The 24,304-nt window shown below is 46.5% G+C and carries 23 protein-coding genes; 14 read left to right on the plus strand and 9 right to left on the minus strand.

The features are described from left to right. Position 1: 1 nt before the first annotated feature. Together bamC and dapA are read right to left on the minus strand one after the other, a co-directional pair. Positions 2–1,099, minus strand: coding sequence for an outer membrane protein assembly factor BamC (gene bamC / locus JFT56_RS11640; protein WP_198780266.1), 1,098 nt, complete (start codon positions 1,097–1,099; stop codon positions 2–4). A 3-nt stretch (positions 1,100–1,102) separates the two neighbouring features. Then, entirely contained in the window at positions 1,103–1,987 is an 885-nt protein-coding gene (gene dapA, locus JFT56_RS11645; RefSeq protein WP_198780267.1) for a 4-hydroxy-tetrahydrodipicolinate synthase, read from the minus strand. A gap of 172 nt (positions 1,988–2,159) precedes the next feature. Between dapA and JFT56_RS11650 the strand changes: the two genes are divergently transcribed. After that, a complete protein-coding gene (locus JFT56_RS11650) occupies positions 2,160–2,708 on the plus strand; it encodes a glycine cleavage system protein R (RefSeq protein WP_198780268.1) in 549 nt (182 codons plus the stop codon). Positions 2,709–2,711: 3 nt separating this feature from the next. After that, entirely contained in the window at positions 2,712–3,182 is a 471-nt protein-coding gene (bcp, locus tag JFT56_RS11655; protein WP_198780269.1) for a thioredoxin-dependent thiol peroxidase, read from the plus strand. Positions 3,183–3,311: 129 nt separating this feature from the next. Here the strand turns inward: bcp and JFT56_RS11660 are convergent, their stop codons facing one another. Then, on the minus strand, positions 3,312–3,929 hold the full coding sequence (locus JFT56_RS11660) for a LysE/ArgO family amino acid transporter (RefSeq protein WP_198780270.1): 618 nt from the start codon (positions 3,927–3,929) through the stop codon (positions 3,312–3,314). Between the two features lie 125 nt (positions 3,930–4,054). Between JFT56_RS11660 and JFT56_RS11665 the strand changes: the two genes are divergently transcribed. After that, on the plus strand, positions 4,055–4,975 hold the full coding sequence (locus JFT56_RS11665) for a LysR family transcriptional regulator ArgP (protein ID WP_198780271.1): 921 nt from the start codon (positions 4,055–4,057) through the stop codon (positions 4,973–4,975). Positions 4,976–5,052: 77 nt separating this feature from the next. On the opposite strand, the gene JFT56_RS11670 is transcribed toward JFT56_RS11665, so the two are convergent. After that, complete coding sequence (locus tag JFT56_RS11670) at positions 5,053–6,135, minus strand: AI-2E family transporter (protein WP_198780272.1); 1,083 nt, start codon at positions 6,133–6,135, stop codon at positions 5,053–5,055. A 94-nt stretch (positions 6,136–6,229) separates the two neighbouring features. Then, entirely contained in the window at positions 6,230–6,454 is a 225-nt protein-coding gene (locus JFT56_RS11675; protein ID WP_198780273.1) for a sulfurtransferase TusA family protein, read from the minus strand. 114 nt (positions 6,455–6,568) lie between these two features. On the opposite strand from JFT56_RS11675, the gene JFT56_RS11680 reads away from it, so the two are divergent. The 4 genes from JFT56_RS11680 to JFT56_RS11695 all read left to right on the plus strand — a co-directional run bounded on the left by JFT56_RS11680 (position 6,569) and on the right by JFT56_RS11695 (position 11,183). After that, complete coding sequence (locus tag JFT56_RS11680; protein ID WP_198780274.1) at positions 6,569–8,038, plus strand: M48 family metalloprotease; 1,470 nt, start codon at positions 6,569–6,571, stop codon at positions 8,036–8,038. 141 nt (positions 8,039–8,179) lie between these two features. Further along, positions 8,180–8,530, plus strand: a complete 351-nt coding sequence (gene arsC, locus JFT56_RS11685; protein ID WP_198780275.1) for an arsenate reductase (glutaredoxin) — start codon at positions 8,180–8,182, stop codon at positions 8,528–8,530. Positions 8,531–8,611: 81 nt separating this feature from the next. Beyond that, entirely contained in the window at positions 8,612–8,992 is a 381-nt protein-coding gene (locus tag JFT56_RS11690) for a DUF2069 domain-containing protein (protein ID WP_198780276.1), read from the plus strand. Positions 8,993–9,227: 235 nt separating this feature from the next. Beyond that, the gene (locus JFT56_RS11695) at positions 9,228–11,183 is read left to right on the plus strand and encodes a hypothetical protein (RefSeq protein ID WP_198780277.1); all 1,956 of its coding nucleotides are present in this window, start codon (positions 9,228–9,230) and stop codon (positions 11,181–11,183) included. 85 nt (positions 11,184–11,268) lie between these two features. Here JFT56_RS11695 and hda read toward each other — a convergent pair whose 3' ends face one another. Then, the gene (hda, locus tag JFT56_RS11700; RefSeq protein ID WP_198780278.1) at positions 11,269–11,979 is read right to left on the minus strand and encodes a DnaA inactivator Hda; all 711 of its coding nucleotides are present in this window, start codon (positions 11,977–11,979) and stop codon (positions 11,269–11,271) included. 81 nt (positions 11,980–12,060) lie between these two features. Beyond that, complete coding sequence (locus JFT56_RS11705; RefSeq protein WP_198780279.1) at positions 12,061–13,152, minus strand: DUF2066 domain-containing protein; 1,092 nt, start codon at positions 13,150–13,152, stop codon at positions 12,061–12,063. Between the two features lie 217 nt (positions 13,153–13,369). On the opposite strand from JFT56_RS11705, the gene JFT56_RS11710 reads away from it, so the two are divergent. After that, complete coding sequence (locus tag JFT56_RS11710) at positions 13,370–14,608, plus strand: uracil-xanthine permease family protein (RefSeq protein WP_198780280.1); 1,239 nt, start codon at positions 13,370–13,372, stop codon at positions 14,606–14,608. Positions 14,609–14,716: 108 nt separating this feature from the next. Here the strand turns inward: JFT56_RS11710 and JFT56_RS11715 are convergent, their stop codons facing one another. After that, positions 14,717–15,049, minus strand: coding sequence for a Grx4 family monothiol glutaredoxin (locus JFT56_RS11715; protein ID WP_007649079.1), 333 nt, complete (start codon positions 15,047–15,049; stop codon positions 14,717–14,719). Between the two features lie 225 nt (positions 15,050–15,274). On the opposite strand from JFT56_RS11715, the gene sodB reads away from it, so the two are divergent. The 4 genes from sodB (at position 15,275) to JFT56_RS11735 (ending at position 20,916) form a co-directional block, all read left to right on the plus strand. Beyond that, on the plus strand, positions 15,275–15,859 hold the full coding sequence (gene sodB / locus JFT56_RS11720) for a superoxide dismutase [Fe] (RefSeq protein ID WP_198780281.1): 585 nt from the start codon (positions 15,275–15,277) through the stop codon (positions 15,857–15,859). A gap of 257 nt (positions 15,860–16,116) precedes the next feature. Next, positions 16,117–18,051, plus strand: a complete 1,935-nt coding sequence (locus JFT56_RS11725; RefSeq protein ID WP_198780282.1) for a PrkA family serine protein kinase — start codon at positions 16,117–16,119, stop codon at positions 18,049–18,051. Between the two features lie 66 nt (positions 18,052–18,117). Further along, positions 18,118–19,386 (plus strand): YeaH/YhbH family protein, encoded by a 1,269-nt coding sequence (locus JFT56_RS11730; RefSeq protein ID WP_198780283.1) that lies wholly within the window; start codon positions 18,118–18,120, stop codon positions 19,384–19,386. Positions 19,387–19,395: 9 nt separating this feature from the next. Beyond that, entirely contained in the window at positions 19,396–20,916 is a 1,521-nt protein-coding gene (locus JFT56_RS11735) for a SpoVR family protein (protein WP_198780284.1), read from the plus strand. Between the two features lie 85 nt (positions 20,917–21,001). Here JFT56_RS11735 and fadR read toward each other — a convergent pair whose 3' ends face one another. Next, entirely contained in the window at positions 21,002–21,718 is a 717-nt protein-coding gene (gene fadR / locus JFT56_RS11740; protein ID WP_198783561.1) for a fatty acid metabolism transcriptional regulator FadR, read from the minus strand. Positions 21,719–22,021: 303 nt separating this feature from the next. On the opposite strand from fadR, the gene nhaB reads away from it, so the two are divergent. Both nhaB and dsbB read left to right on the plus strand, forming a co-directional pair. Continuing rightward, positions 22,022–23,620, plus strand: coding sequence for a sodium/proton antiporter NhaB (nhaB, locus tag JFT56_RS11745; RefSeq protein WP_198780285.1), 1,599 nt, complete (start codon positions 22,022–22,024; stop codon positions 23,618–23,620). 98 nt (positions 23,621–23,718) lie between these two features. After that, positions 23,719–24,246 carry a disulfide bond formation protein DsbB gene (gene dsbB / locus JFT56_RS11750; protein WP_198780286.1) on the plus strand — a complete coding sequence of 176 codons (528 nt, stop codon included), beginning with the start codon at positions 23,719–23,721 and terminating at the stop codon, positions 24,244–24,246. The last annotated feature ends 58 nt before the right edge of the window (positions 24,247–24,304 follow it).

The raw sequence follows: 24,304 nt of genomic DNA on the forward strand, positions 1-24,304 counted from the left end.
ATTAACGTAACTTACGTTCTTCCTTCATCAGGTTCGACAAGGATTGATACACACTCGTAATCACATCATTATCGAGAGGCTGATCCTCGGCGTCTCGTATAAAAAGCTTAGTCTCTTCAGGCGTATCACCGTCTTGGAGCAGCAAACGGTAGCTACCCTCTTTTAGGGATAATTTCTCGTCACTCCAGAGCGAGCTCCAGAAGCCTGAGTTATCAGAAAACTTGATGAAGTATAATCCCTTAGCGCTATCCATATCGGAAATTTCAAAGCCCATTTCCGGCAGTACAATGCGCAAACGATCCCATACTTGCTTGTAAGGAGCCTTGGCCGACCAATAAGCAGCGCCGTCTTCGGGTGTGACTAAATCGACGTTAATACCTAAGGTTTGCTTCAAACGGTTAGCTTGGATCACTTGCTCACGCTTGATACTCATATAGGCAATGGCACTGTTGAGCATATCGATAGTGTATCGCTGCTTATCTTCACCGCTTAACAGTACTTCTTGCTCTTTATCATCATAAAACTCTTCATGTTCCACTAAGTGGATCACGATATTAGCTGTACGACCATGGGGGCGGGTTTCTACATCGAAACGGTAACGTTGGCGCAGCAGGTAAACCTTGTCTGAACCCCACATGCTCGATTCGATCACTTCCCGGCTTTCAATCCAGTCGGTTTCGATACTGCCCTTATCAAAATTGCGGTTACGCACAGGAATAGACTGCTTCGCAAGGAAACCATCAATCGTCGTGAAGATTTCTTGCTTTAACTCCACACTGTTGTCGATAGATTCGACCACAATCTTGATGTTATCGCTGCCCTCTTCCACATGGGTTCCTTCTGCCATTGGCAGAACCTGCAGTGGCGGACGTATGTCCAGATTTTTACCCACAAGTGTAGGATTGGCTTTAGGGCCAATGGACGGCACTTCATATTCTTTATTGTAAGGTGGCGTTTTTAATCCCGCGGGGATCGTTAGCCTAGGCACTTGCTCGGCCTGCACATAGTCTTCACCGCCGTTGGCTTGGCGACGCTCGAGTGGCGAGCTACAGGCTGCAACGGCAGCGACTAAGAACAGTGGGGTGACTTTCTTTAGCATTAATTATTTAACCTCTATCTGGGCACGAGTCATTGCATCTATCAACAGACCATGACATTGCTCAGAAAGTTCAGTCAAAGGTAAACGAATATGGCCACATTTAATCAGCCCCATACGGTGGGCAGCCCACTTCACAGGGATGGGATTGGCTTCACAAAACAGTGTGCTATAGAGACCACGCAGTGGCTCATCAATACTTGCCGCTAATTCGGCATTGCCAGCAAGCGCGGCGTCGCACATGGCTTTAAAAGCTTTTGGCACTATGTTGTTGGCAACCGAAATTACGCCATTACCGCCAAGGAGTAAAAACTCCCGCGCCGTTGCGTCATCGCCGCTGTACAACATAAAGTCATTACCGCAAAGCTCACGCAAACGCTGCACGCGTGAGACATCACCCGTGGCTTCTTTCACACCAATAATATTGCTGACGCCAACGAGTTCAGCCACGGTTTCAGGCTTCATATCGACGGCAGTGCGGCCAGGGACGTTATAGAGAATCTGTGGGATATCAGTGCTTGCCGCCACCGCTTTATAGTGTGCGACTAAGCCCTTGGGTGTCGGCTTATTATAGTAAGGCGTTACGCCTAACATGGCGGCAACACCCACCTTAGAGAGGGACTTGGTGAGTTCGACGGCTTCAGATGTCGCATTGGCGCCATTACCACCAATAACGGGAATACGGCCCGCAGCAAACTTCACCGTTTGCGCGACCACAGTCACATGCTCATTCATTGGCAGAGTCGCAGACTCGCCAGTCGTGCCCACGGCCACAATGGCATCTGTGCCTTGGTCTATATGGAATTCGACTAATCTTTCAAGACTTGCAAAATCTACTGAGCCATCACTGTTCATAGGCGTGATTAAGGCTACGATGCTTCCGTTTATCATCTGACTTTCCCCAAGATTTCAGGATTCGCTATGGTACTGATGCCAACCACTAATGACAAGCATTAACGGGGCTCTCAAATTGATTTAGTTATGGTAGCATTACATCCCGCACAAAAACTCGGCATTAACCCTGAGTTTTCGCTCCATGATATCGAAAAAGTGAGGAAAATTCATGACCAATTTCCTGGTCGTCACCGCAATGGGCTTAGACCGCCCTGGACTCGTAAGTAAACTCGCACGGCTTGCCAGTGACTGTGACTGCGATATCGTCGACAGTCGTATGGCATTATTTGGTAACGAATTTACCCTAATCATGATGTTGTCGGGTTCGTGGGCATCCATAACGAAAATTGAAAGCATGCTCCCGAGTCTCAGTGTTGAACTAGAACTGATGACTGTGATGAAGCGTACCTCTAAGCACACCCCGCAAAATTATATTTCGCGCCTCGAAGTTCGCTTCACGGGCAAAGATCAGCGCGGCACCATGAAACGCATTACCCAGTTTCTCGCGGATCGCTCATTAGATTTAGCGGCGGTACGCTCCTATTCAGAAGAACTGCCGGATGGTGAGCAGACACAAAATGTATCGCTAACTATTAATATTCCTGAAAAAGTTGAACTAGAAAAACTCGAGCAGAGTATCTATCAACTCTCCCAAGAAATGGCGTTAGATTGCACCATTAAACGCATGCAAGGGACCACGGCAAGCGATAGAGGATAATCGATGAACAGACTAACAGTTGGCGCTAAGGCGCCCCAATTTACCTTACAAGATCAACAGGGTAACCCTGTTTCACTGCAGGAATGTTTAAAAAAAGGCCCCGTTTTAGTGTATTTTTACCCTAAGGCCTCAACCCCGGGCTGCACAGTGCAAGCCTGTGGCCTGCGCGACACTAAAGCCGAATTAGATAACCACAAAGTCACAGTACTTGGCATTAGCCCTGATCCGGTCGCAAAACTGGCTAAGTTTGCTGAAAAACAATCACTTAACTTTACCTTGCTGAGCGATGAAGACCACAGTGTCGCCGACGCCTTTGGCGTATGGGGTGAAAAAAAGTTTATGGGTAAAATCTACGATGGGATCCATAGAATCAGCTTCCTTATCAATACCGACGGCACTATCGCCCATGTGTTTGATAAGTTTAAGACGACGGATCACCATCAAGTCGTGCTCGCACAGCTTGCGGCTGAATAAATAATCGGCAATCGATAACAAAAAGGTCCTGAAATCAGGACCTTTTTCATGAAAAATTTTCACTTTGCACTCACTAAACGACTAAACGCAGCTCACTAAGCCGACGTGTCATCCCATAACTGCGCTAGCTTAACCTGCCACATAGGGCCAAATAATCGCCGCGGCAATGCTCCACATGGTTAACCAAATAAAACGGTCGAGATAACGCCAGGCCGCCGGGCGACTAAATATCGGCGCTAACAAACGCGCACCAAAACTTAGACCGAAAAACCAGATAAACGATGCCAGCACGGCACCCGCACCAAACCAAGGGCGGTGCATATCATCAAACTGAGTGCTAATACTCCCCAGCAACACCACAGTATCGAGATACAAATGCGGGTTCAGTAAACTGATCCCAAGCGTAGTGAGAATCGCGGTTCGCAAAGTATCGGCATTTTGCGTTTGATCCATTTCCATGCCTTTTGCCACAAAGGATGCCTTCAGTGCATTGGCACCGTACCAGAGTAAAAAAGCGGCGCCGCCAAAACTCGCCACGTGCTTAATGGTAGGAAAGGCTTCAATAATATGCCCAAGCCCAGCCACCCCTGCGGTGATCATCAACGCATCGATAACCGAGCACAGCAGAGCAATAGGTAAAGGATATGAGCGCTTGATACCTTGCTTGAGTACAAAGGCATTTTGCGCGCCCACAGCAATAATCAAACTGCCACCAATGCCCATCCCCTGTATAAATGCCGCTTGCATAACCACCTCACCTGTTCAAAGAAGGCGCTAGCATAATCAAAACAACAAAATTAATATAACTAATGTTTTTTATGTATCATAAGTAAAATTAATAATCATCAAAACACGCCAATATAAGGATGACTATGCTGGAATACGCTAATCTCAAAGCCCTCGCCGTGGTCGTTTCAGAAGGTGGTTTCGACCGCGCCGCCAAAGTGCTGCACATTACCCAATCGGCGGTTTCACAGCGCATTCGCCAGCTCGAAGAAAAAGTCGGTCAATCGCTGCTTATCCGCTCCAACCCTGTGGTCGCAACGCCCACGGGTAAACGCCTTTTACGCCACTACTCGCAGGTACAATTACTAGAAAGCGAATTAAGATCTGAATTAGATGCCGACGATCCCAACCATCCAACGACAGTGCGCATTGCCGTGAATGCCGACAGTCTTGCCACTTGGTTTTTGCCCGCCATTGCGGGCATGTTCAGTCGCCATGCCTGGCTATTGGAATTGATCGTCGATGATGAGTCCTATACCCATCACTTGCTGAAAAATGGTGAAGCCGTCGGCTGCGTGACCACCACGGCCAATCCAATGGCCGGATGTAGCAGTGAGTTTCTAGGGACGATGGAATATTTAGCGGTTGCCACTCCTGAATTTGCGACGCGCTATTTTGAATGGACAAAAGCCAGCGACAATTCCAGTGCACAAATTACCCAAGCTCAGCTCACTAAAGCCCCGGCCGTAGTGTTTTCGACCAAAGATAAAATGCATGAAAAATACCTTGCCCAGTATTTTCAAATGCTGCCAGGCCAATGGTGGCAGCACAGCATTCCATCATCGGAGAGTTTTTTAGAGGCCATAAACTTAAGTCTTGGTTATGGTTTAGTGGGTCACTTACAGGCCAAACCATTAATCGATAAAGGAATTCTTATCGAATTAACCCCGCAGCAGCGGATGCACGTGCCGCTTTATTGGCAACATTGGAATATCAAAGCTAAACAGACAACCTTAGTTTACCGCGCCCTTGCCGCCACGGCGCAGCACCATTTACTGCAAAACTAGCCATTGAGCCTCGGAGATAAAACAAAAAACTGCGCACTTTGGCGCAGTTTTTAGATTGATATGACATCTCTACCGGCTTAGCTTTCCAGCGAAGGGAGCGGCTGTTCAATTTCCGTTTTCGGCCAGGCATTAATCACAGCCTTAACTAAGGATGCCAAGGGGATAGCAAAGAACACTCCCCATACGCCCCACAATCCACCAAAAACCAACACAGCAGCGATAATAATCACAGGGTGCAAGTCCACCGCATCGGAAAATAAAATCGGCACGAGCAAATTACCATCTAATGCCTGAATAATGCCGTAACCTAACATCAGATAGCCAAACTCAGCGCTAAATCCCCATTGGAAAAACGCTACTAAGGTAATTGGCAGAGTCACTAAGGTGGCACCCACATAGGGAATAAGTACCGATAAGCCAGTGAGCACCCCGAGCAAAGCCGCATAACTGAGCCCCATCACGGCGAACAAGACATAACTCGCTATGCCTACAATGACGATTTCAATTACTTTGCCACGAATATAGTTAAATATCTGTTGGTGCATCTCGAACCACACCTTACGGGCTAGCTGCCGATTGGTGGGGAAAAATCGCTTACTGCCATTAATCAGTTGATCTTTATCCTTTAAAAAAAAGAACACCAACAGAGGCACCAAAATCGCGTACACCATCAATACCAGCAGCGAGGCGGAATAACCTATAAGTTGTTTCGCGATATCAATGACATGCTGAGTATCCAATAGCTTTTTAAGCTCTGCCACCATCACATTGAGCTGCTCTGGATTAATAAATTGTGGGTATTGATTAATCAACGCCTGCAGTGTTTGCAGCCCTTTATCTATCATGCTCGGTAAATCTGCCATTAGGCTCACGCCTTGACGCCAAATACTCGGGATCAAGCCAAAGGTCAGCAGCACCACAACCCCAAGAAAAAGCACTAACATTAGGGATGCCCCCGTCGTGCGATTAATGCCTAATTTGAGCATTTGTGCGACGGGCCACTCGAGTAAAAATGCCAACACTAACGCCACAAGCAAAGGGGCAAGCAATCCCCCCGCAAAATAAATGACTAAAGCCAAACCCACCAAAATAGCCATTAAGGTGATTGCCTGTGGATCGCTAAACCGCTCTTGATACCAACGAGAGAAAAAAGTAAGCATGGATTCGTTCCAATAATGATGGTTAGGCTTTCCCTATATGCAAGAAAGCGGTTTATTCAGAGATCATTAACGCTATATCATTGACTTAACACTGTCATAAATCAACTTTAGTGACCATTAAGGCTAGTTGGATCGCATCATCACACAGGACTTGGATATTGTGGCCCTGTTTTTTTAAAAAGAGGGGAACATCTCGCCTTGAACCTGAGTCAGAGAGTAAAATATGTAAGGTTTCGCCCGAAGACATGGACTTCAATGCAAGCTTGACCCTGACCAAAGGGACAGGACAGCGAAATGGTGTTAAATCAATAAAAATCATAATGAACTTGCTATGAACGAACTTGGGCTATTATCCTAAGTTGCCACTCAAACTACAAGCTAACTGCAGTGTCGCAGCCTTAGTTGAGATAATTAGAAGAAATAAAGGATCCGCTTGCGTAAATTGACGTTTTTGACTCAATGTAAACCTTTTGTCGTTGGTGCTCTCTCTTTGATGCTGCTGACTGGCACCGCCAAAAGCTTTGCGAACAATGATTTACCCGATTTAGGGACGGCTGCGGTTAACACCTTCAGCCTCGAAAAAGAAATGGTCTATGGCGATGCCTACATGCGCGTCATTCGCTCTTCGGCCCCAATGCTCAATGACCCCGTATTGAGTCAATATCTTACCGAACTAGGCAATAAGTTAGTCGCCCATGCAACCGGGGTAAAAACACCTTTTTATTTTTTCTTATTGCAGAACGATGAGATTAACGCCTTCGCCTTCTTCGGCGGACACGTTGCCGTGCATACGGGGTTATTCCTCAACGCCGACAGCGAGAGCGAACTGGCCTCGGTTTTAGGCCACGAAATTACCCACGTGACTCAACGTCACTTAGCCCGCTCCCTCGAGGCGCAACAAAAAACTGGTCCAGCAACAGTCGCGGGATTACTCGGAGCAATTTTACTGACCATTGCGGTTCCCCAGGCGGGCATGGCAGCACTTGCCACCACCCAAGCCTTAGCGACTCAGTCCAAAATTAACTATACCCGTTTGCATGAAAAAGAAGCCGACCGCATCGGTATGCAAATTTTAGTGGATGCGGGTTTTGACCCCAATGCGGCGGCGGAGTTTTTTGGTAAGCTCGCGACTCGATATCGCTTTACCACGACACCACCGCAAATGCTGTTGACTCACCCCTTACCTGAGTCTCGGATCTCCGAGGCCCGGGACCGGGCACATCAATATCCCCATAGATACATTCCAGATAACCTTAACTTCCAACTCGCGAAGGCACGTATCCAAGTGCGTTTTTCGAGCTACAGTGATGATGCGGTGTTGGGCCTGTTTGAAAAGCAGCTAAATAAACAAACCTATGGTTTTAAAGAAGCTGCGCTCTATGGCAAAGCCCTCGCGCTCTTTAGACTCAAGAAATTTGATGAGTCAGAAAAGCTTATCGATGAACTCTTAAAAATCGACGCTAACAACTTATTCTATCTCGACACTAAAACCGATTTACTCACCGAGCGCAAAGATTACCCTAAGGCGATTAAACTCCTCGAGGCGCAGCGTAAAATGAAGCCCACCTCGCAGGTTATTAACGCTAACTTAGCCAATATTTATATTGAGGCGGGAGAGCCCACCAAGGCCATCCCATTGCTAGAGGATATGATTTTCCTCGATAAACAGAATCAACTGCCCTATCAACTGCTCAATCTGGCCTACAAAAAAATGGGTAACCAAGGCATGGAATATTTCTCCAGTGCCGAACTCATGGCGCTAGGGGCAAATTATAAGGGGGCGATTGATCAGCTCAATTTTGCCTATCGCGCATCTGAAGGCAATCCATTGCAACTTGCTCGAATTGAAGCGCGTATTCGTCAATTTAAACAAGCAGATAAAGAAATGGATGCCCTTAAATAAACTATCGGATTAAGACGAAAAACGCCGTTAAATCACGCCAATTGCGCCCCGCACACCCTGACGGGGCGCACATTTTTCTGTTATTATCCGCAGCATTGTCATTTCAGCCCGCATTTCAGCCAATATTGAGCCTATAGCATTATGACCCAAGCGACGATTTACCATAACCCACGTTGTTCTAAAAGCCGTGAGACCTTAGCCTTACTCGAGCAGCAAGGTTGTGAGATTACTGTGGTGGAATATCTAAAAAATGTGCCCAAGGCCACTGAAATCCGTGACATTTTAACCAAACTTAACATGAGTGCCCGCGAGTTAATGCGTACCAAAGAAGATGAATATCAAGCGCTAGGACTGGCAGAACCGTCACTCACTGAAGAGCAACTGATCACCGCCATGGTTAACACGCCTAAATTGATCGAACGTCCGATTGTGCTGACGGTGAAAGGGGCTGCTATCGGCCGTCCCCCTGAAAATATATTGGCGATCCTGTAACTGAAGCCGTTATCTTCTCTTTAATTTTTCAATACTCTGTTATTTTTCAATACGTTATTATTCATCAATATTAGGTAGACCATGACCTCAAATACCTTATTCACTCTCAGCCGCTTAGGCTATCTTGCACTGGTGCTGCTGCTTGGCGGCTGGTTTATTGGTCAAGGGCTCAATGGCGAATATACGTTATTGTTTAGCCTCCTATGGCTTGTGCCACTCCTGTTACCCATCAAAGGCATCCTCAAAGGCCATCCCTATACCTATGCATGGGCGAGCTTTATTTTATGCCTGTACATGCTACACGCTCTCACCCTGCTCTATGTCACGACGGATGCATTTGCCTTTGCGTTAATAGAAGCATTACTGATTGGTGCCCTCCTTGTTGCCTTTCCCTTCTACGCCCGTATTCGTGGCCGAGAATTAGGTTTAGGTTTAAAGAAAAAATCCGATAAAGAGGCTTAGGCCAACGACAGTCGGCATCTCAGTTGCCCTATAAAAACCTATCTTAGAGTGCAGTCCCCAGTGGACTGCGCTTTTTTATTCCCTAAATCAAGAACACTTTAGCTACCTTTTATCACTTTTTTGCAACCTCACTCCCATGCTATAGTCATTTTCATGCCAAACTTTGGCCCCCTCGGGTCGATAACAGGGCGATAAATCTAACCACTAAAGTCAGTTAGCATTGGAGTGTGGAATTATGGGGATATGGGATCCAATTCGCCTATTAGGGCTCATTAGTTGCTCCGCAATACTGGTTGCCTGTGGCGGCGGTGATAGCGAAACCGACGGCGGAGGCGGAACCGTCACTCCACCCACGAGCAATATACCGCGCTGTACTTCAACCATTCCTGCATTAGTCACCACCAGCTCATCCTCCATCCGTTTCCAAACAGAGGCGCAATATGTTGCAGGGCAATCCAGCGCCATTATCGCCAGCATTCAAAACCGTGATAGCCAAGATCTGCATTTTCGTTGGCAGCAAATTGATGGTCCTGCCATTGAACTCGTCAGCCAAAACAGCCCAGTGTTAGCCTTCGATATTCCAGCCAGCGGCAGTTACCGTTTTAGTCTGCATGTGACGGGCAGCAGCATAGATGTGACGGGGGAGATTGACATTAACGCCGATGTGGCAACGGACGGATTACTCAATATTCGACAAGATCATCAAGTGGTTGAAGGCAATGGCGTCAGTCTAAGGATTGGACAGCAAGCCGGGCTAAGTGCCACGAATATTTCTTGGTGTATCGCCTCGGGCCCTGAAATTCCCCTCGATATTAGCGATCCCTTTAGGCCCCTGTTTACCGCCCCCACCGCCAGTCAAGACACAGTATTAAGACTCCAAGCGAGCGCCAATATCAATGGCTCTCAAGTCAAAGATGATGCTTTTGTTCTGACGACAGCGGCACCTGCGATTAGCTCACAGTATTTCGATACGCCAGTCGCACGCACCTATGCCTATCGTGGGGATTCACCCTATGCCAACACACTCACAAGCTGTGTTTATTCAAACCAATTGAATAATGCGTGCACTATTAATCAATTACCTCTGATTGGCCAAATATCCAATACCCTAGATACCGAGGCAATCCTCGATCGAGTGCTAGTGTCACACGATTGGATGGGCGATAATTTCGCCGCATTTTTAACTCAAATGGACCCTAATAGCGATTTTGCCCGCCTATTACAATCCGTTACCGCCGTCGTTATCAGTTATGATGTTCGCCCCTCCTTCTATTGGGTACTGACGGGGGCAATTTATTTAGATCCAAACGATCTGTGGCTAACGCCCGCACAGCGAGACAGCATCAACGAAGCACCGGATTATCGCAGCGACTTTGGCAACGAGCTGAATTTCATTATGCCCTGGCGTTATGTCAAAGATAATCAATATGCGTCACTGGGATTCCCCGTGACGACCCGCGCCACTCGCACGCTCACCCAGATCACCCCTGATTTGGCGTCACTCTTGTACCATGAGTTGGCACACGCCAATGACTTCTTCCCCCGTAGCGTTCATGACTCACTCACAGGGCCCAGATTGCTTGACGACTATAACCGCCGCAATAGCAATAAGAGTCTGATATCGGATCAAGTTAGCAAGCTGTACCCGCTCACGAGCACTGAAATGACAGGGCTTGCGGGAGTCAGCTTCTTAGGTGCCAGTGCCAATGCGACTCAAAAGGCTTATCAACCATCAGATATTACAACTTTTTTCTCTACGGATATCGCCAGTGATTTCTATGCTTATTCCAGCACTCGCGAAGACACGGCGATGCTGTTTGAAGAAGCTATGATGAGTTACCGTTACCAAATCCTGCGGGATGTCGCAGTCACCAATAAACCCGAAGTCTTAACTGCCGATACTGTTATTGTCGATTGGGGGCAAAGAGGTCGAATTGGTGATAGCAACCTAGAAAATCGAGCCGCATTAGTCATAGATGAGATGTTGCCCGAGCTTGATGGGATAAGCTTAATAACGAGCCTGCCCGCACCTATCGCCATGACCCAAGGCCAAAGCTGGCGCCAAACCCTAGCGATTTCGCCGGCCAATGCACAGCGTAAAGGTCAGCAGAACGTTGTAACGAACGGCCAAGCAATCATAGAACCCGAACTGCGTTTAAGTGGCGATCGTCACCGTCAGCCTCAGCAATAGAGTGTTTGAGTTTTAGATAAACAAAAAGCCCGCAGGCATACAGCATGGCGGGCTTTTATCTTTTTCAAATCCTATTTAGCTATAACTATAGATGCAGCGTCTCTTTCGCAAACGGAATAGTGAGCTTACGCTGGTGAACCAATGAGGCTTTATCTAACTTATCGAGGACATCAAATAACGTGCGTAAATCCCGCGCCATTCGATTGAGCAGAAAACGACCTACATCCTCGGGCAATTGTAAGCCTCGCATGGCCGCTCGGCGCTGTAATGCGGCGAGTTTTTCATCATCGGCCATAGGCTGAAGTTGGTAATTCAGCCCCCATTGCATCCGGGAAACGAGATCGGGCAATAAAAATCCGGCCTCCGCAGGAGATGAACGACCACTGACCACTAAAGCGCAATGCTTATGCTCGGCAACACGGTTGTAGAGATCAAATATCGCCTCCTCCCACACTGGATGCCCTGCAATCGCGTCAACATCATCGATACAAATTAAATCTAACTGCTCTAAACCCTCGAGCAATGCGGTCGAGATACTCGCATGAATGCCTAAGGGAATATAAAAACTACGGCGGTCGAGTTCATTGGCGTGGGCACAGGCCGCATGCATTAAATGGGTACGTCCGGATTTAACTGGGCCCCATAAGTAAATCGCGGCCTCGCCATGGCCTTCGGCATTGGCTCTAAGCTTTTGGATCAGTTCATCATTACCCGCGGCGGGGTAATAACTGTTAAAGGTTTCATCATCCGGTAAATACACGGGTAATGAGAGTTGTAGAGGTGAGTTAAATGGCACTCGTACGTCTCAATAAATTAGCTAAAAATCACATAAAGCGGGCGAAAAAATGCATTCACCCCAACTTGCCTATCCACGGTTTTAAGGTAAGCGCCACTGGTAGACGGGTTTACCTAATGGGCTCGACACAGGGCTGAACTCACCTGAACTCGCAGGGGCAACCACAGAGATCCTAGGCTCTAGACTCAATAAACGCTCAAAATCAGTTTCTGAGCCAAATAAATCCAAAGAAAAGGTTACTGTATTTCCCTGAATACGTGTCAAAGTTGCACTTTTTATTGCACTGAGCTGTTTTAAATATTTTTCAATCTCAACAACTTGTGACATCTTTTCGATATTGACAAAAGTAACGCTGGCACCAACCTGAGTACCAGAATCGGCGATAGCATACTTAGTAAAATAATAATCCCCTAATGCCGCCATCATGGCACTTACTGCCTGGGTCGCATTTTCTGCGCTGCCATTAAAGCTAAACAGCGGCGGCGTTAACGAATCAATCGAGGCCTTAGTATAAAGGTTTAAACGATAGCGCACTTGATTACCCGCGGGCTCGATAGCCACTAACGCGAGGAAATCCGCTTGATAGCGTCCAGAGACACTGGCCACGATATCGGCAAACATCCCTTTGACATCGTTGGGATTTATTCCCATCAACTCATCAAGATCTAAAATAGGTAGCAGCACAGGAATGCCGCGTTCATCGGAAAAAGTCGAGAATTGTTGACGCTCGGCTAAAGTCGAAGAATCACTTAATAAAATGGTATCCCCTTCACTCGGCATGGCGACCCAAAATAGGGTCAGAGGACGCTGTGTCCCCCATACGGGTAATTGTGCCTGACGTAATAATGCGACAACGCGGCGATGCTCGAAGTTAGCTTTGAGCAACAACCGACCATTTTGTTCAAGGTAACCATATTGACTCAGCAGCGCATCTGGGTTGGCCAGTTGGGCTTGGATAACGCTATTCTCCAGTGAACGCGCAGTCCCAGTATTTTTGATGATCACTTTTTCCAATGCTTTTTTTAATGCCTGATTACGCTCAGGTACGGCACGGGAGGAGACGGGTACATCGGCCTCATCTAATTTACTCACCTCAACAGCATGCAGGCTATTAATCGTGAACAGGCAGTATAAAAACGCAATTAAGCTCGGCTTCAATAGGAATTTCAGCATCTTTGAGTAGTTGAAGTAACGTTAGATAGGGCAAATTGTACCATAGTTAACGCCTTAAGCGAGTCTTGGCAAAATTTAGCCCACTTTAATGCGGTGCGGCTAACCACGCCCGCCAAAAACAGTGATCCCAGCCCACAATCTGGGTATTTTATTGCACTCTTAATGCAACAAACTGATATCATTTCGCGGTTTACCCTAAAATTAACGAGAATAATAAATGAGACGACTCGCTATTCCCCTACAGGGCGCCCAAATGTTGTTTGTGGCATTTGGTGCCTTGGTATTAATGCCGTTATTGACAGGACTCGACACCAGTGTCGCCCTGTTCACCGCAGGTATTGGTACCTTGCTGTTCCAACTGGTGACCAAACGCCAAGTGCCTATTTTCCTTGCTTCCTCCTTCGCTTTTATCGCCCCGATCCTATACGGCGTGCAGACCTGGGGCATTCCATCCACTATGGGCGGCATTATGGCCGCGGGCGTAGTGTATGTGTGCCTAGGTGCCTTAGTCAAAGTACGCGGTACCGACTTTATCCATAGGCTGTTACCGCCAGTGGTCGTGGGGCCGGTGATCATTATTATCGGCCTTGGCTTAGCACCCGTTGCGGTAAATATGGCGCTGGGTAAAAGCGGAGATGGCAGCCTGACATTAGTCCCAACCAATACGGCACTGATCATTTCACTTGCCTCCCTGTGTACTACCATTGCCGTAGCCATTTTTGCCAAGGGACTCCTTAAGGTAATGCCCATTCTAGCTGGGATTATCGTTGGCTATGGACTCAGCCTCGCCTTTGGTATTGTCGACTTTGCGGTAGTCGCCGCGGCGAGTTGGATTGCGATTCCAAAATTTGTCGCGCCCGAATTTAACTGGCATGCCATCGCCTTTATGATCCCTGTCGCTATCGCCCCGGCGGTTGAACACATTGGCGATATTCTGGCGATATCCAATGTCACTGGTAAGGATTTTATGAAAAAACCCGGTCTGCATCGCACCCTGACAGGTGATGGTATTGCCACCATTGCAGCGGCGGCCTTTGGTGGTCCACCAAACACAACCTACTCTGAAGTCACAGGAGCCGTGACCTTAACCCGCAACTTTGATCCAAGAATCATGACCTGGACCGCCATCACGGCTATTACCTTAGCCTTCGTTGGTAAACTAGGTGCGCTGATGCAGACCATTCCTGTGCCTGTGATGGGTGGTATTATGTGCTTGTTATTTGGCTCAATTGCCGCTGTTGGGCTCAATACCTTAATCCGCAATCATGTGGATTTATCCGAGCCACGCAACTTAAGCATTGTCGGCGTCACTTTGGTATTTGGTATCGGCGGCATGGCATTTGGCATAGGTTCATTCAGTCTGACCGGTATCAGCTTGTGCGGTATTGTGGCGATTACCATGAACTTACTGTTACCCGCGACTAAACACCACAAACAGGATCTCACTTCACATTAGTGGCCCTAACAGGCGCTGATTAAGCCAAGCTGTTCACCTGAATTTGCAGCAAAAAAAAAGCCGCTGGGATATAAATCACAGCGGCTTTTTATGGCATTCGATTAACGCTTATTCTGCCGTTTTGTACTTTTCAGCAGTGGCTTTGATTAACGGCTGTAATTCACCTTTCTGGTACATATCAACCACGATATCACAGCCACCGATCAGCTCGCCTTCAATCCACAGCTGTGGGAAGGTCGGCCAGTTTGCATACTTAGGTAATTCGGCGCGAATGTCCGGATGCTGCAGAATATCGACAAACGCAAATTGCTCACCACAGTTAATCATGATCTGGGCGACCTGAGACGAGAAGCCACAGCTCGGTAACTTAGGCGAACCTTTCATATAAACAATGATGGGGTTTTCGGCGATCTGCTGCTTAATTTTCTCTACTGTTTCCATTTTAATTCCTAAGTGCGATGACATTGACTCAATGGCGCTATTGTACGACAGCTAGGCGCAGAACAAAATCCCACAGTTTGTAAGGTTATGTCGAGATTTGATTTTTCGATGGCGCCTATCTAATCAAATAGCCAAACAATGATTCACATCACAAATTTTATCGGTACAATAGTGCCCAGTGAGCACGTTTAAAAAACGATAACCTAAGACCATGGAGAGATACTAATGGCTTTCGAATTACCCGCATTACCATATGCAAAGAACGCACTAGAACCACACATTTCTCAAGAAACCATTGAATACCACTACGGCAAGCATCACAACACTTATGTTGTTAAGCTCAACGGCTTAATCGAAGGAACTGATTTCGCTGGTAAGTCTTTAGAAGACATCATCAAAACTTCTACTGGCGGCGTATTTAACAACGCGGCTCAAGTGTGGAACCACACTTTCTACTGGAACTGTCTAGCGCCTAACGCTGGCGGCGAGCCAACAGGCCCAGTTGCCGATGCCATCAATGCTGCATTTGGCTCATTTGACGCATTCAAAGCCCAATTTACCGATTCTGCCGTAAACAACTTCGGTAGCGCTTGGACTTGGTTAGTGAAAAAAGCCGATGGCACTGTTGCTATCGTTAACACTAGCAATGCAGCTACACCACTGACTGACAGCACTGTTACGCCAATCCTGACTGTGGATGTGTGGGAACACGCTTACTACATCGATTACCGTAACGTGCGTCCTGACTATCTTGCCCACTTCTGGCAATTAGTTAACTGGGATTTTGTGAACCAAAACTTCGCAGGTTAATTCTTTAACCCAAAGAATTAACGCTAATAAAAGAGCCCTTGTGGCTCTTTTTTATATCATTAACCTACCATAGCCCCTCTCTCCCCATCGTAAAACTGATGTCACTACAAGTGCAATAATTGCATTTGCAATCATTTGTTATTGTTTTATTTGATATTTTTTTGACACAGGTACCAAGTTTGTGTCTAAGATTAGTATAGGAAGCTGGCAAACCAGTTCTCCGTTCCATGACATCACTGGCGTTTCAGGGGGTTTATATGGGCATTTTCGAGCATTACCAAAAGCGCTACGAACAAAAACTCGATGAAGAATACACTTTGCAGGAGTTTCTCGACATCTGTAAGGAAGATCGCAGTGCTTACATGTCTGCATCAGAACGGCTCTTGCTTGCCATTGGTGAAGCAGAAGTCATAGATACCGCAAAAAATCCAATACTTAGCCGCATTTTTTCCAACCGTCTTATTTCACGCTACCCCGCATTTAAAGATTTTTTCGGCATGGAAGATGCGATTGAGCAAATCGTGGCTTACCTCAAACACTCTGCTCAAGGCTTAGAGGAATCGAAGCAAATCCTGTATTTACTCGGCCCTGTGGGCGGCGGTAAATCATCATTGGCCGAAAAACTCAAAGCGCTAATGCAAAAAGTCCCCATCTATATCCTGAGCGCAAACGGGGTACGCAGCCCAGTGAACGATCATCCCTTCTGCCTCTTTGACGCCGATGAAGATGGCCAATTATTAAAAGATGAATTTAACATCCCTATCCGCTACCTAAAGACCATAATGTCACCCTGGGCAGTGAAAAGGCTGCACGAGTTTGGCGGAGATATTTCTAAATTCCGCGTTGTTAAAGTTTTCCCTTCTATCCTTGATCAAATTGCGATAGCCAAAACGGAACCCGGAGATGAAAACAATCAAGATATTTCGTCCTTAGTGGGTAAAGTCGATATTCGTCAGCTTGAACACTTTTCCCAAGATGATGCCGATGCCTATGCCTATTCGGGGGCATTATGCCGCGCGAACCAAGGAATGATGGAATTCGTCGAGATGTTTAAGGCACCGATAAAAGTGCTGCATCCCCTGCTTACCGCCACCCAAGAAGGTAACTATAACGGCACCGAAGGCCTATCGGCCCTGCCCTATAGTGGGATTATTCTGGCTCACTCAAATGAATCGGAATGGTCAACCTTTAAAAACAATAAGAATAACGAAGCCTTCCTCGACCGTGTTTATATCGTCAAAGTGCCCTACTGTTTACGGGTATCTGAAGAGCTGCAAATCTATCAAAAGCTGCTCATTAACTCTGAGCTATCGAAAGCCCCCTGTGCCCCTGGCACCCTAGAAACCCTAGCGCAATTTAGTGTGCTATCGCGCCTAAAAGCACCGGAAAACTCCTCCATCTACTCTAAGATGCGGGTGTATAACGGGGAAAGCCTGAAAGATACCGATCCTAAGGCCAAGTCCTACCAAGAATACCGCGACTATGCTGGTGTCGATGAAGGGATGAATGGGCTATCAACCCGTTTCGCCTTTAAAATCCTATCGCGGGTATTTAACTTCGATCACTCAGAAATTGCAGCCAATCCGGTGCATTTATTCTATGTGCTAGAACGCCAGATAGAGCAAGAGCAGTTCCCCAGCGATACCGCCGAGCGTTATCTTGAGTTTTTAAAGGGCTACTTAATCCCTAAATACGTGGAGTTTATTGGCAAAGAAATTCAAACCGCTTACCTAGAGTCTTACTCTGAATACGGCCAAAATATCTTTGACCGCTACGTTACTTACGCCGATTTTTGGATCCAAGATCAGGAATATCGCGATCCAGAAACAGGTCAACTGTTCGACCGCGCTGCCCTCAATGCCGAACTGGAAAAAATTGAGAAACCCGCGGGGATCAGCAACCCCAAAGATTTCCGTAATGAAATCGTCAACTTTGTACTGCGCGCCCGCGCTAACCATGAGGGTAATAATCCACTCTGGACCAGCTACGAGAAACTTCGCACCGTGATCGAGAAGAAAATGTTCTCCAACACAGAAGATTTACTGCCAGTGATTTCCTTTAACGCCAAAACCTCGAATGACGATCAGCGCAAACACGATGATTTTGTCAATCGCATGATGGAGAAAGGCTATACCAAGAAGCAAGTCCGACTCTTGTCTGAGTGGTATTTACGGGTGCGTAAATCCTCTTAAACTTGCGCTCGCTAAGTACAGGGCTTTGGTGCTACCAAAGCCTTCGCTGGGGTTTGGGAGGTGCGTATGGCGAACTTTATCGACAGACGGTTGAATGCGAAAGGAAAAAGCACAGTCAACCGTCAACGCTTTATCAATAGATATAAGCAACAAATCAAAAAAGCCGTCAGCGATGCGGTGACACGTCGCAGTGTAACGGATGTAGATAAAGGCGAAAAAATCAGTATCCCTACGCGGGATATCAGTGAACCTATGTTTCACCAAGGCAAGGGCGGTGTCAGGGACAGAGTACACCCCGGAAATGATCAATTTACCCGTGGAGATAAAATCGATAGGCCACTCGGGGGTTCAGGCGGCGGTGCGGGCAAAGGTGATGCCTCAGATTCTGGCGAAGGCAACGATGATTTTGTCTTTGAAATTTCAAAGGATGAATACCTAGAGCTACTATTTGAAGACTTAGAATTACCGAATCTACAAAAAAACCGCCTCAATAAATTGGTGGAATATCAGGTTTATCGCGCCGGATTTACTAACGATGGCGTACCCGCAAACATCAATATTGTCCGCTCCCTACGTTCATCACTGGCACGCCGTATTGCGATGTCGGCGAGTAAAAAGAAGCTATTAGCGGAATTAGAACAAGAGTTGGCGAAGCTTGAGAATATTCCAGGGACTCAGGCAGAGCTGATCCTCGATTTAAAGGCCCAAATAGAGGAGTTAAAACAAAAGATTGCAAATGTTCCCTTTATCGATACCTTCGATCTACGCTTTAATAACTTTGCCAAACGGGAAATCCCCTCTAGCCAAGCGGTCATGTTTTGCCTGATGGACGTATCAGGCTCAATGGATCAAGCCACTAAAGATATGGCAAAACGCTTTTATATCTTGCTCTATCTGTTCCTCACTCGGACCTATAAAAACCTTGAGGTGGTATACATTCGCCACCATACCCAGGCTAAAGAAGTCGACGAACATGAGTTTTTCTACTCCCAAGAAACCGGCGGAACGATTGTTTCAAGTGCTTTAAAATTGATGCATGACATTCAACAGGCACGCTACCCCGCCGATGAGTGGAACATTTATGCAGCCCAAGCCTCAGACGGCGATAACTGGGCGGATGATTCGCCAACCTGTCGGCAGTTATTAGAGCAAAAAATTCTGCCGTTAGTACGCTACTTTAGTTATATCGAAATCACCAATCGCGCCCATCAAACCCTGTGGCGCGAATACGAATCCCTACAACAGCATTACGATAACATTGCGGTGCAACATATTCGTCAAGCGGAAGATATCTACCCTGTATTTAGAGAGTTATTTAAGAAGCAGGCGGTTTAAGGGGGTATTATGGGGAAGAAATCAACAACACCACTGAGCGATGGTCCCGATTGGAGCTTTGAGTTGCTGCAGGACTATCTGAAGGAAATTGAACGTGTAGCCGCCCTATACAAACTCAGCGCCTACCCGAATCAGATTGAAGTCATCACCGCCGAACAAATGATGGACGCCTATGCGGGGATAGGCATGCCCATAGGCTACACCCATTGGTCCTTCGGCAAACGTTTTATCGAAACAGAGCAAGGCTATAAACGGGGGCAAATGGGCCTTGCCTATGAGATTGTGATTAACTCAAACCCTTGTATTGCCTATTTAATGGAGGAAAACACTATCACTATGCAGGCGCTGGTGATAGCGCACGCCTGTTTTGGACACAATAGTTTCTTTAAAAATAACTACTTATTTAAAACTTGGACCGATGCCAGTTCGATCATCGATTACTTAGTCTTTGCCAAAAACTACATCAGTGACTGTGAGCAAAGATACGGGGCTGAGCAAGTCGAAAGCGTGATTGACTCCTGCCATGCACTGATGAATTACGGGGTCGACCGTTATAAACGGCCTTCGGAAATCTCCTTCCGTGAGGAACAAGCGCGGCAAAAGGACCGTGAAGCCTATCTACAGAGTCAAGTAAATGACCTTTGGCGCACGATCCCGAATCAACAACAGGGTCAATCCCAAGCTGAAAAACGGCGTTTCCCCGCCGAGCCGCAGGAAAATATTCTCTATTTCATCGAAAAAAATGCCCCGTTGCTCGAGCCTTGGCAACGGGAGATTATCCGCATAGTACGTAAAATGGCCCAATATTTTTACCCACAAAAACAAACACAAGTGATGAACGAAGGCTGGGCAACCTTCTGGCATTACACCATTTTAAACCACCTATACGATGACGGCGTGGTCACAGACCGTTTTATGATGGAGTTTTTACAGAGTCATACTGGTGTTGTGGCACAACCCGAGTACAACAGCCGTTACTACAATGGCATTAACCCCTATGCCTTAGGTTTTGCCATGTTCACCGATATCCGGCGTATTTGTGAAGATCCCACCGAAGAAGATAAGGTTTGGTTTCCTGAAATTGCGGGAAGTGACTGGTTAGAAACATTGCATTTTGCCATGCAAAATTTTAAGGATGAGAGTTTTATCAGCCAATATCTTTCCCCGAGGGTCATCCGCCAATTTAAATTATTTGGCATCCATGACGATGAGAAGCGCAATTATCTCTCTGTGTCTGCTATCCACGATGAACAGGGTTATCAAGATATTCGGCAGTTATTATCGCAGCAGTATAACCTGTCAAATATTGAACCTAATATCCAAGTCCATAATGTGGAAATCAATGGTGATCGATCTTTAACCTTAAGGTATGTGCCGAATAACGATATCCCCCTCGCTAATACCTATAAAGAAGTATTAAAACACTTGCATAGACTATGGGGATTTACAGTGACGCTTGAACAAAAAAATGCCGATGCCAGTATTAATATTTTAGCGACCTGCCCAGAACCCGTTAAATCGGAATTGTAGGATTGTAAAACTGTAAAAAATAAAAGCCGTCTCCAATGGAAACGGCTTTTATAAAACGACTGACGATTTACCCCAAAGGGAGAAATTAATTATCCTGTGCGATGGATGCGGGCATATCGTCCCGTAATTGTAACCACATTTTGCCACTGTTAATGCCATAGGTACGCATTAGGGCGGGTACATCCACATAATTTTTTGCCTTTGCCAGCAGTTCTAATTCTTTATAGAAATTTAAAGCCAGCAAACGCGCCTCAGGACTACTAAAATAATAGCGCCCCACTCGGCTATATAAACCTTTAAAGCCATTTAAGATCAGCACATAGAGTGGATTGCCGGATGAAAATGCTAAGGTGTGATGCAATAAATAGTCATATTCAGCGAAAGATTCAGCCGTGTCTTCTAATTGGTGAATTTTTGCCAACACACCGACCGCAGTTTCAGGGTTGTAACGCAGTGCACCACGAAAATAAATGGCACTCACATTGGTTCTGGCCGAGAGCAGTTGATCCACCAGCACAGGAAAACCTTCGGGATTGAGATCGGCAATCGTCTCAAGAATATTTAAACCTGAGGTTTCCCAAAAATTGTTCACCCGCGTCGGTTTACCATGTTGAATTTTCAACCAACCATCACGGGCTAGGCGTTGTAGCACTTCACGCAGGGTGGTGCGCGTCACGCCAATCAACTCAGAAAGCTCACGTTCAGCCGGTAAAATGGACCCTGGTGGGAATTTATTTTCCCAAATTGATCTCACAATATACTTCTCTGCAAAACTTGCAGGTCCTTTGGCGTTGATAATCATCAGCCCACTTATCCAGTTGTTGTGCGTCGTAATGGTCACTGATCATACCAGAGCGGTAAAAAATGGAAACCATTGACTGAAAATCGCCGCACAGTGTCAGTATAAATGTCACAAAACGCTCAAAAAACAGACTAGCATCAAGGCGTATTGAGCCAATTTTGCCGATTAGCTCCGCTTTTTGGAATATGAGCCCCAGTATCTCATTACATTAGCATTATCTTTAGGCTAGACTGATTTTCCAAACACGGGTAAATACAACATAACACGTGCAAATTTTTCAACATAATTAGAAGAGAGGATGCCATGCCGGTGACAATGAGCCAGGCGTTTATTGGGAACTTCTTAGGGAATTCCCCTAAGTGGTACAAAATCGCAATACTGTCATTTTTAATAATCAATCCAATACTCTTTTTCTATGTCAGCCCCTTTGTGGCTGGATGGGTATTAGTGCTTGAGTTTATTTTTACCTTAGCCATGGCCTTAAAATGTTACCCGCTGCAGCCCGGGGGTCTATTAGCCATAGAAGCCGTTGCTATTGGTATGACCTCGGCCAGTCAAGTTTTGCATGAAATAGAAGCCAACCTCGAAGTATTGCTATTGCTGGTCTTTATGGTGGCCGGTATTTATTTCATGAAGCAATTGCTGTTATTTGCCTTCACGAAAATGATCACTAAAGTACGCTCAAAAATTTTAGTGTCCTTGATGTTCTGTCTCGCTTCCGCCTTCTTATCCGCATTCTTAGATGCATTAACGGTTATTGCGGTCATTATTGCAGTAGCTGTTGGCTTCTATGCGATTTATCACAAAGTGGCTTCTGGAAAAGACTTCTCGGCCGATCATGACCATACCTCAGAAGGCAAGAGCGGCGATGATAACCAGCTTGATGAAGCAGAATTAGAGTCATTCCGTGGTTTTCTACGTAACCTATTGATGCATGCGGGTGTGGGAACCGCACTCGGTGGGGTTTGCACTATGGTGGGTGAACCACAAAACTTGATCATTGCCGCCCAGGCAAATTGGCAATTTGGTGAGTTTGCCATCCGCATGTCGCCCGTGACAGTACCCGTGTTGATTGCGGGGATCCTGACTTGCTATTTAGTTGAAAAATTCCATATTTTTGGTTATGGCGCCAAACTTCCCGATGCAGTACATAGGATCCTATGCGAATATGCGGCCTACGAAGATGCCCGTCGTACCAATAAAGACAATATCAAGCTGATAGTACAAGCGTTAGTGGGGATTTGGTTGATTGCCGGCCTAGCCTTGCATTTAGCCTCTGTCGGCTTAATTGGTTTGTCTGTCATCATTTTAACCACCGCATTCAACGGCGTGACCGATGAACACGCACTCGGAAAAGCCTTCGAAGAGGCATTACCCTTTACAGCACTTTTGGCGGTATTTTTTGCCGTGGTAGGGGTTATTATTGACCAACACCTATTTGCTCCGGTTATCCAATGGGCGCTAGGCTATCAAGGCAATACACAGTTAGTCATCTTCTATATCGCCAATGGTTTATTGTCGATGGTGAGCGATAACGTGTTTGTGGGCACTGTGTATATTAACGAAGTCAAAGCCGCATTAATTAACGGACAAATTAGCCGCGATCAGTTCGACTTACTGGCAGTGGCAATCAACACTGGTACTAACCTACCTTCAGTTGCCACACCAAACGGCCAAGCCGCCTTCCTATTTTTATTAACCTCAGCCCTCGCCCCGCTCATTCGCTTATCCTATGGCAGAATGGTCTGGATGGCTCTCCCCTACACTATCGTCTTGTCGATAGTCGGTGTGTTAGCGATTGAGACAGGTTTCTTAGAGCAGGCAACACAATACTTCTACGACTCGCAGATGATCATGCATCACAGCGCAAAAGAAGTGATTGGGGGTGCCACTGGGCACTAACATATATCTCTGAGTTGACTGAACTTTCTTAAATGAGTAGAGTCCAAAAAACGCCCCCAGCCTTTGAGGGCGTTTTCGTTACTATGGAGCCCATATCTTTGACTGTACTTACTCGCTTTGCCCATTCACGAATCTCTTGGTTGGCCCTAGGTGGCACAGCCCTATCCTTAGAGGCGGCTGCACTGTATTTTCAATATGTTATGAAACTCGATCCCTGCGTGATGTGTATCTACCAAAGATTAGCCGTATTTGGTATTTTTGCGGCTGGGCTTATTGGCATGATAGCTCCTAAGTATTTGATAGTGCGAATTGTTGCGGCGCTCGGTTGGGCTGTAAGTGCGACCTGGGGATTGAAACTCGCCCTCGCATTAGTGGATATGCAAAATAACCCCTCGCCTTTTTCAACCTGTTCCTTTTTACCTGACTTCCCTGCTTGGATGCCGCTTCACGAATGGTTTCCATCGATTATGCTCCCCACGGGCATGTGCACCGATACTCCATGGCATTTTATGGGGGTGACAATGGCAGAATGGATGGTAGTGGCATTCAGTGGTTTTCTGGTTGTATGGCTGCTGTTTATCGTGCCAATCCTCAGCCGCTCGGCTAAACCTTCACTCTATAAATAGCTTAAGTTAAGGCAGGTGTTATACCTGCCTTTATCCACTACCGCTGTTTAAGTTTACG

Origin of the sequence: Shewanella putrefaciens (assembly GCF_016406305.1) — a bacterium.
GTDB lineage: Bacteria > Pseudomonadota > Gammaproteobacteria > Enterobacterales > Shewanellaceae > Shewanella > Shewanella putrefaciens_C.

What these genes read in the sequence shown, in the direction of transcription:
- JFT56_RS11660 (WP_198780270.1), bottom strand. Translation starts at nt 3,929, where the DNA reads ATGCAAGCGGCATTTATACAGGGGATGGGCATTGGTGGCAGTTTGATT.
- fadR (WP_198783561.1), bottom strand. Translation starts at nt 21,718, where the DNA reads ATGATTATCAACGCCAAAGGACCTGCAAGTTTTGCAGAGAAGTATATT.
- JFT56_RS11695 (WP_198780277.1), top strand. Translation starts at nt 9,228, where the DNA reads ATGGGGATATGGGATCCAATTCGCCTATTAGGGCTCATTAGTTGCTCC.
- JFT56_RS11735 (WP_198780284.1), top strand. Translation starts at nt 19,396, where the DNA reads ATGGGGAAGAAATCAACAACACCACTGAGCGATGGTCCCGATTGGAGC.
- JFT56_RS11670 (WP_198780272.1), bottom strand. Translation starts at nt 6,135, where the DNA reads ATGCTTACTTTTTTCTCTCGTTGGTATCAAGAGCGGTTTAGCGATCCA.
- dapA (WP_198780267.1), bottom strand. Translation starts at nt 1,987, where the DNA reads ATGATAAACGGAAGCATCGTAGCCTTAATCACGCCTATGAACAGTGAT.
- JFT56_RS11675 (WP_198780273.1), bottom strand. Translation starts at nt 6,454, where the DNA reads ATGATTTTTATTGATTTAACACCATTTCGCTGTCCTGTCCCTTTGGTC.
- JFT56_RS11650 (WP_198780268.1), top strand. Translation starts at nt 2,160, where the DNA reads ATGACCAATTTCCTGGTCGTCACCGCAATGGGCTTAGACCGCCCTGGA.
- JFT56_RS11705 (WP_198780279.1), bottom strand. Translation starts at nt 13,152, where the DNA reads ATGCTGAAATTCCTATTGAAGCCGAGCTTAATTGCGTTTTTATACTGC.
- JFT56_RS11730 (WP_198780283.1), top strand. Translation starts at nt 18,118, where the DNA reads ATGGCGAACTTTATCGACAGACGGTTGAATGCGAAAGGAAAAAGCACA.
- bamC (WP_198780266.1), bottom strand. Translation starts at nt 1,099, where the DNA reads ATGCTAAAGAAAGTCACCCCACTGTTCTTAGTCGCTGCCGTTGCAGCC.
- bcp (WP_198780269.1), top strand. Translation starts at nt 2,712, where the DNA reads ATGAACAGACTAACAGTTGGCGCTAAGGCGCCCCAATTTACCTTACAA.
- JFT56_RS11715 (WP_007649079.1), bottom strand. Translation starts at nt 15,049, where the DNA reads ATGGAAACAGTAGAGAAAATTAAGCAGCAGATCGCCGAAAACCCCATC.
- JFT56_RS11665 (WP_198780271.1), top strand. Translation starts at nt 4,055, where the DNA reads ATGCTGGAATACGCTAATCTCAAAGCCCTCGCCGTGGTCGTTTCAGAA.
- JFT56_RS11725 (WP_198780282.1), top strand. Translation starts at nt 16,117, where the DNA reads ATGGGCATTTTCGAGCATTACCAAAAGCGCTACGAACAAAAACTCGAT.
- JFT56_RS11710 (WP_198780280.1), top strand. Translation starts at nt 13,370, where the DNA reads ATGAGACGACTCGCTATTCCCCTACAGGGCGCCCAAATGTTGTTTGTG.
- JFT56_RS11690 (WP_198780276.1), top strand. Translation starts at nt 8,612, where the DNA reads ATGACCTCAAATACCTTATTCACTCTCAGCCGCTTAGGCTATCTTGCA.
- sodB (WP_198780281.1), top strand. Translation starts at nt 15,275, where the DNA reads ATGGCTTTCGAATTACCCGCATTACCATATGCAAAGAACGCACTAGAA.
- arsC (WP_198780275.1), top strand. Translation starts at nt 8,180, where the DNA reads ATGACCCAAGCGACGATTTACCATAACCCACGTTGTTCTAAAAGCCGT.
- nhaB (WP_198780285.1), top strand. Translation starts at nt 22,022, where the DNA reads ATGCCGGTGACAATGAGCCAGGCGTTTATTGGGAACTTCTTAGGGAAT.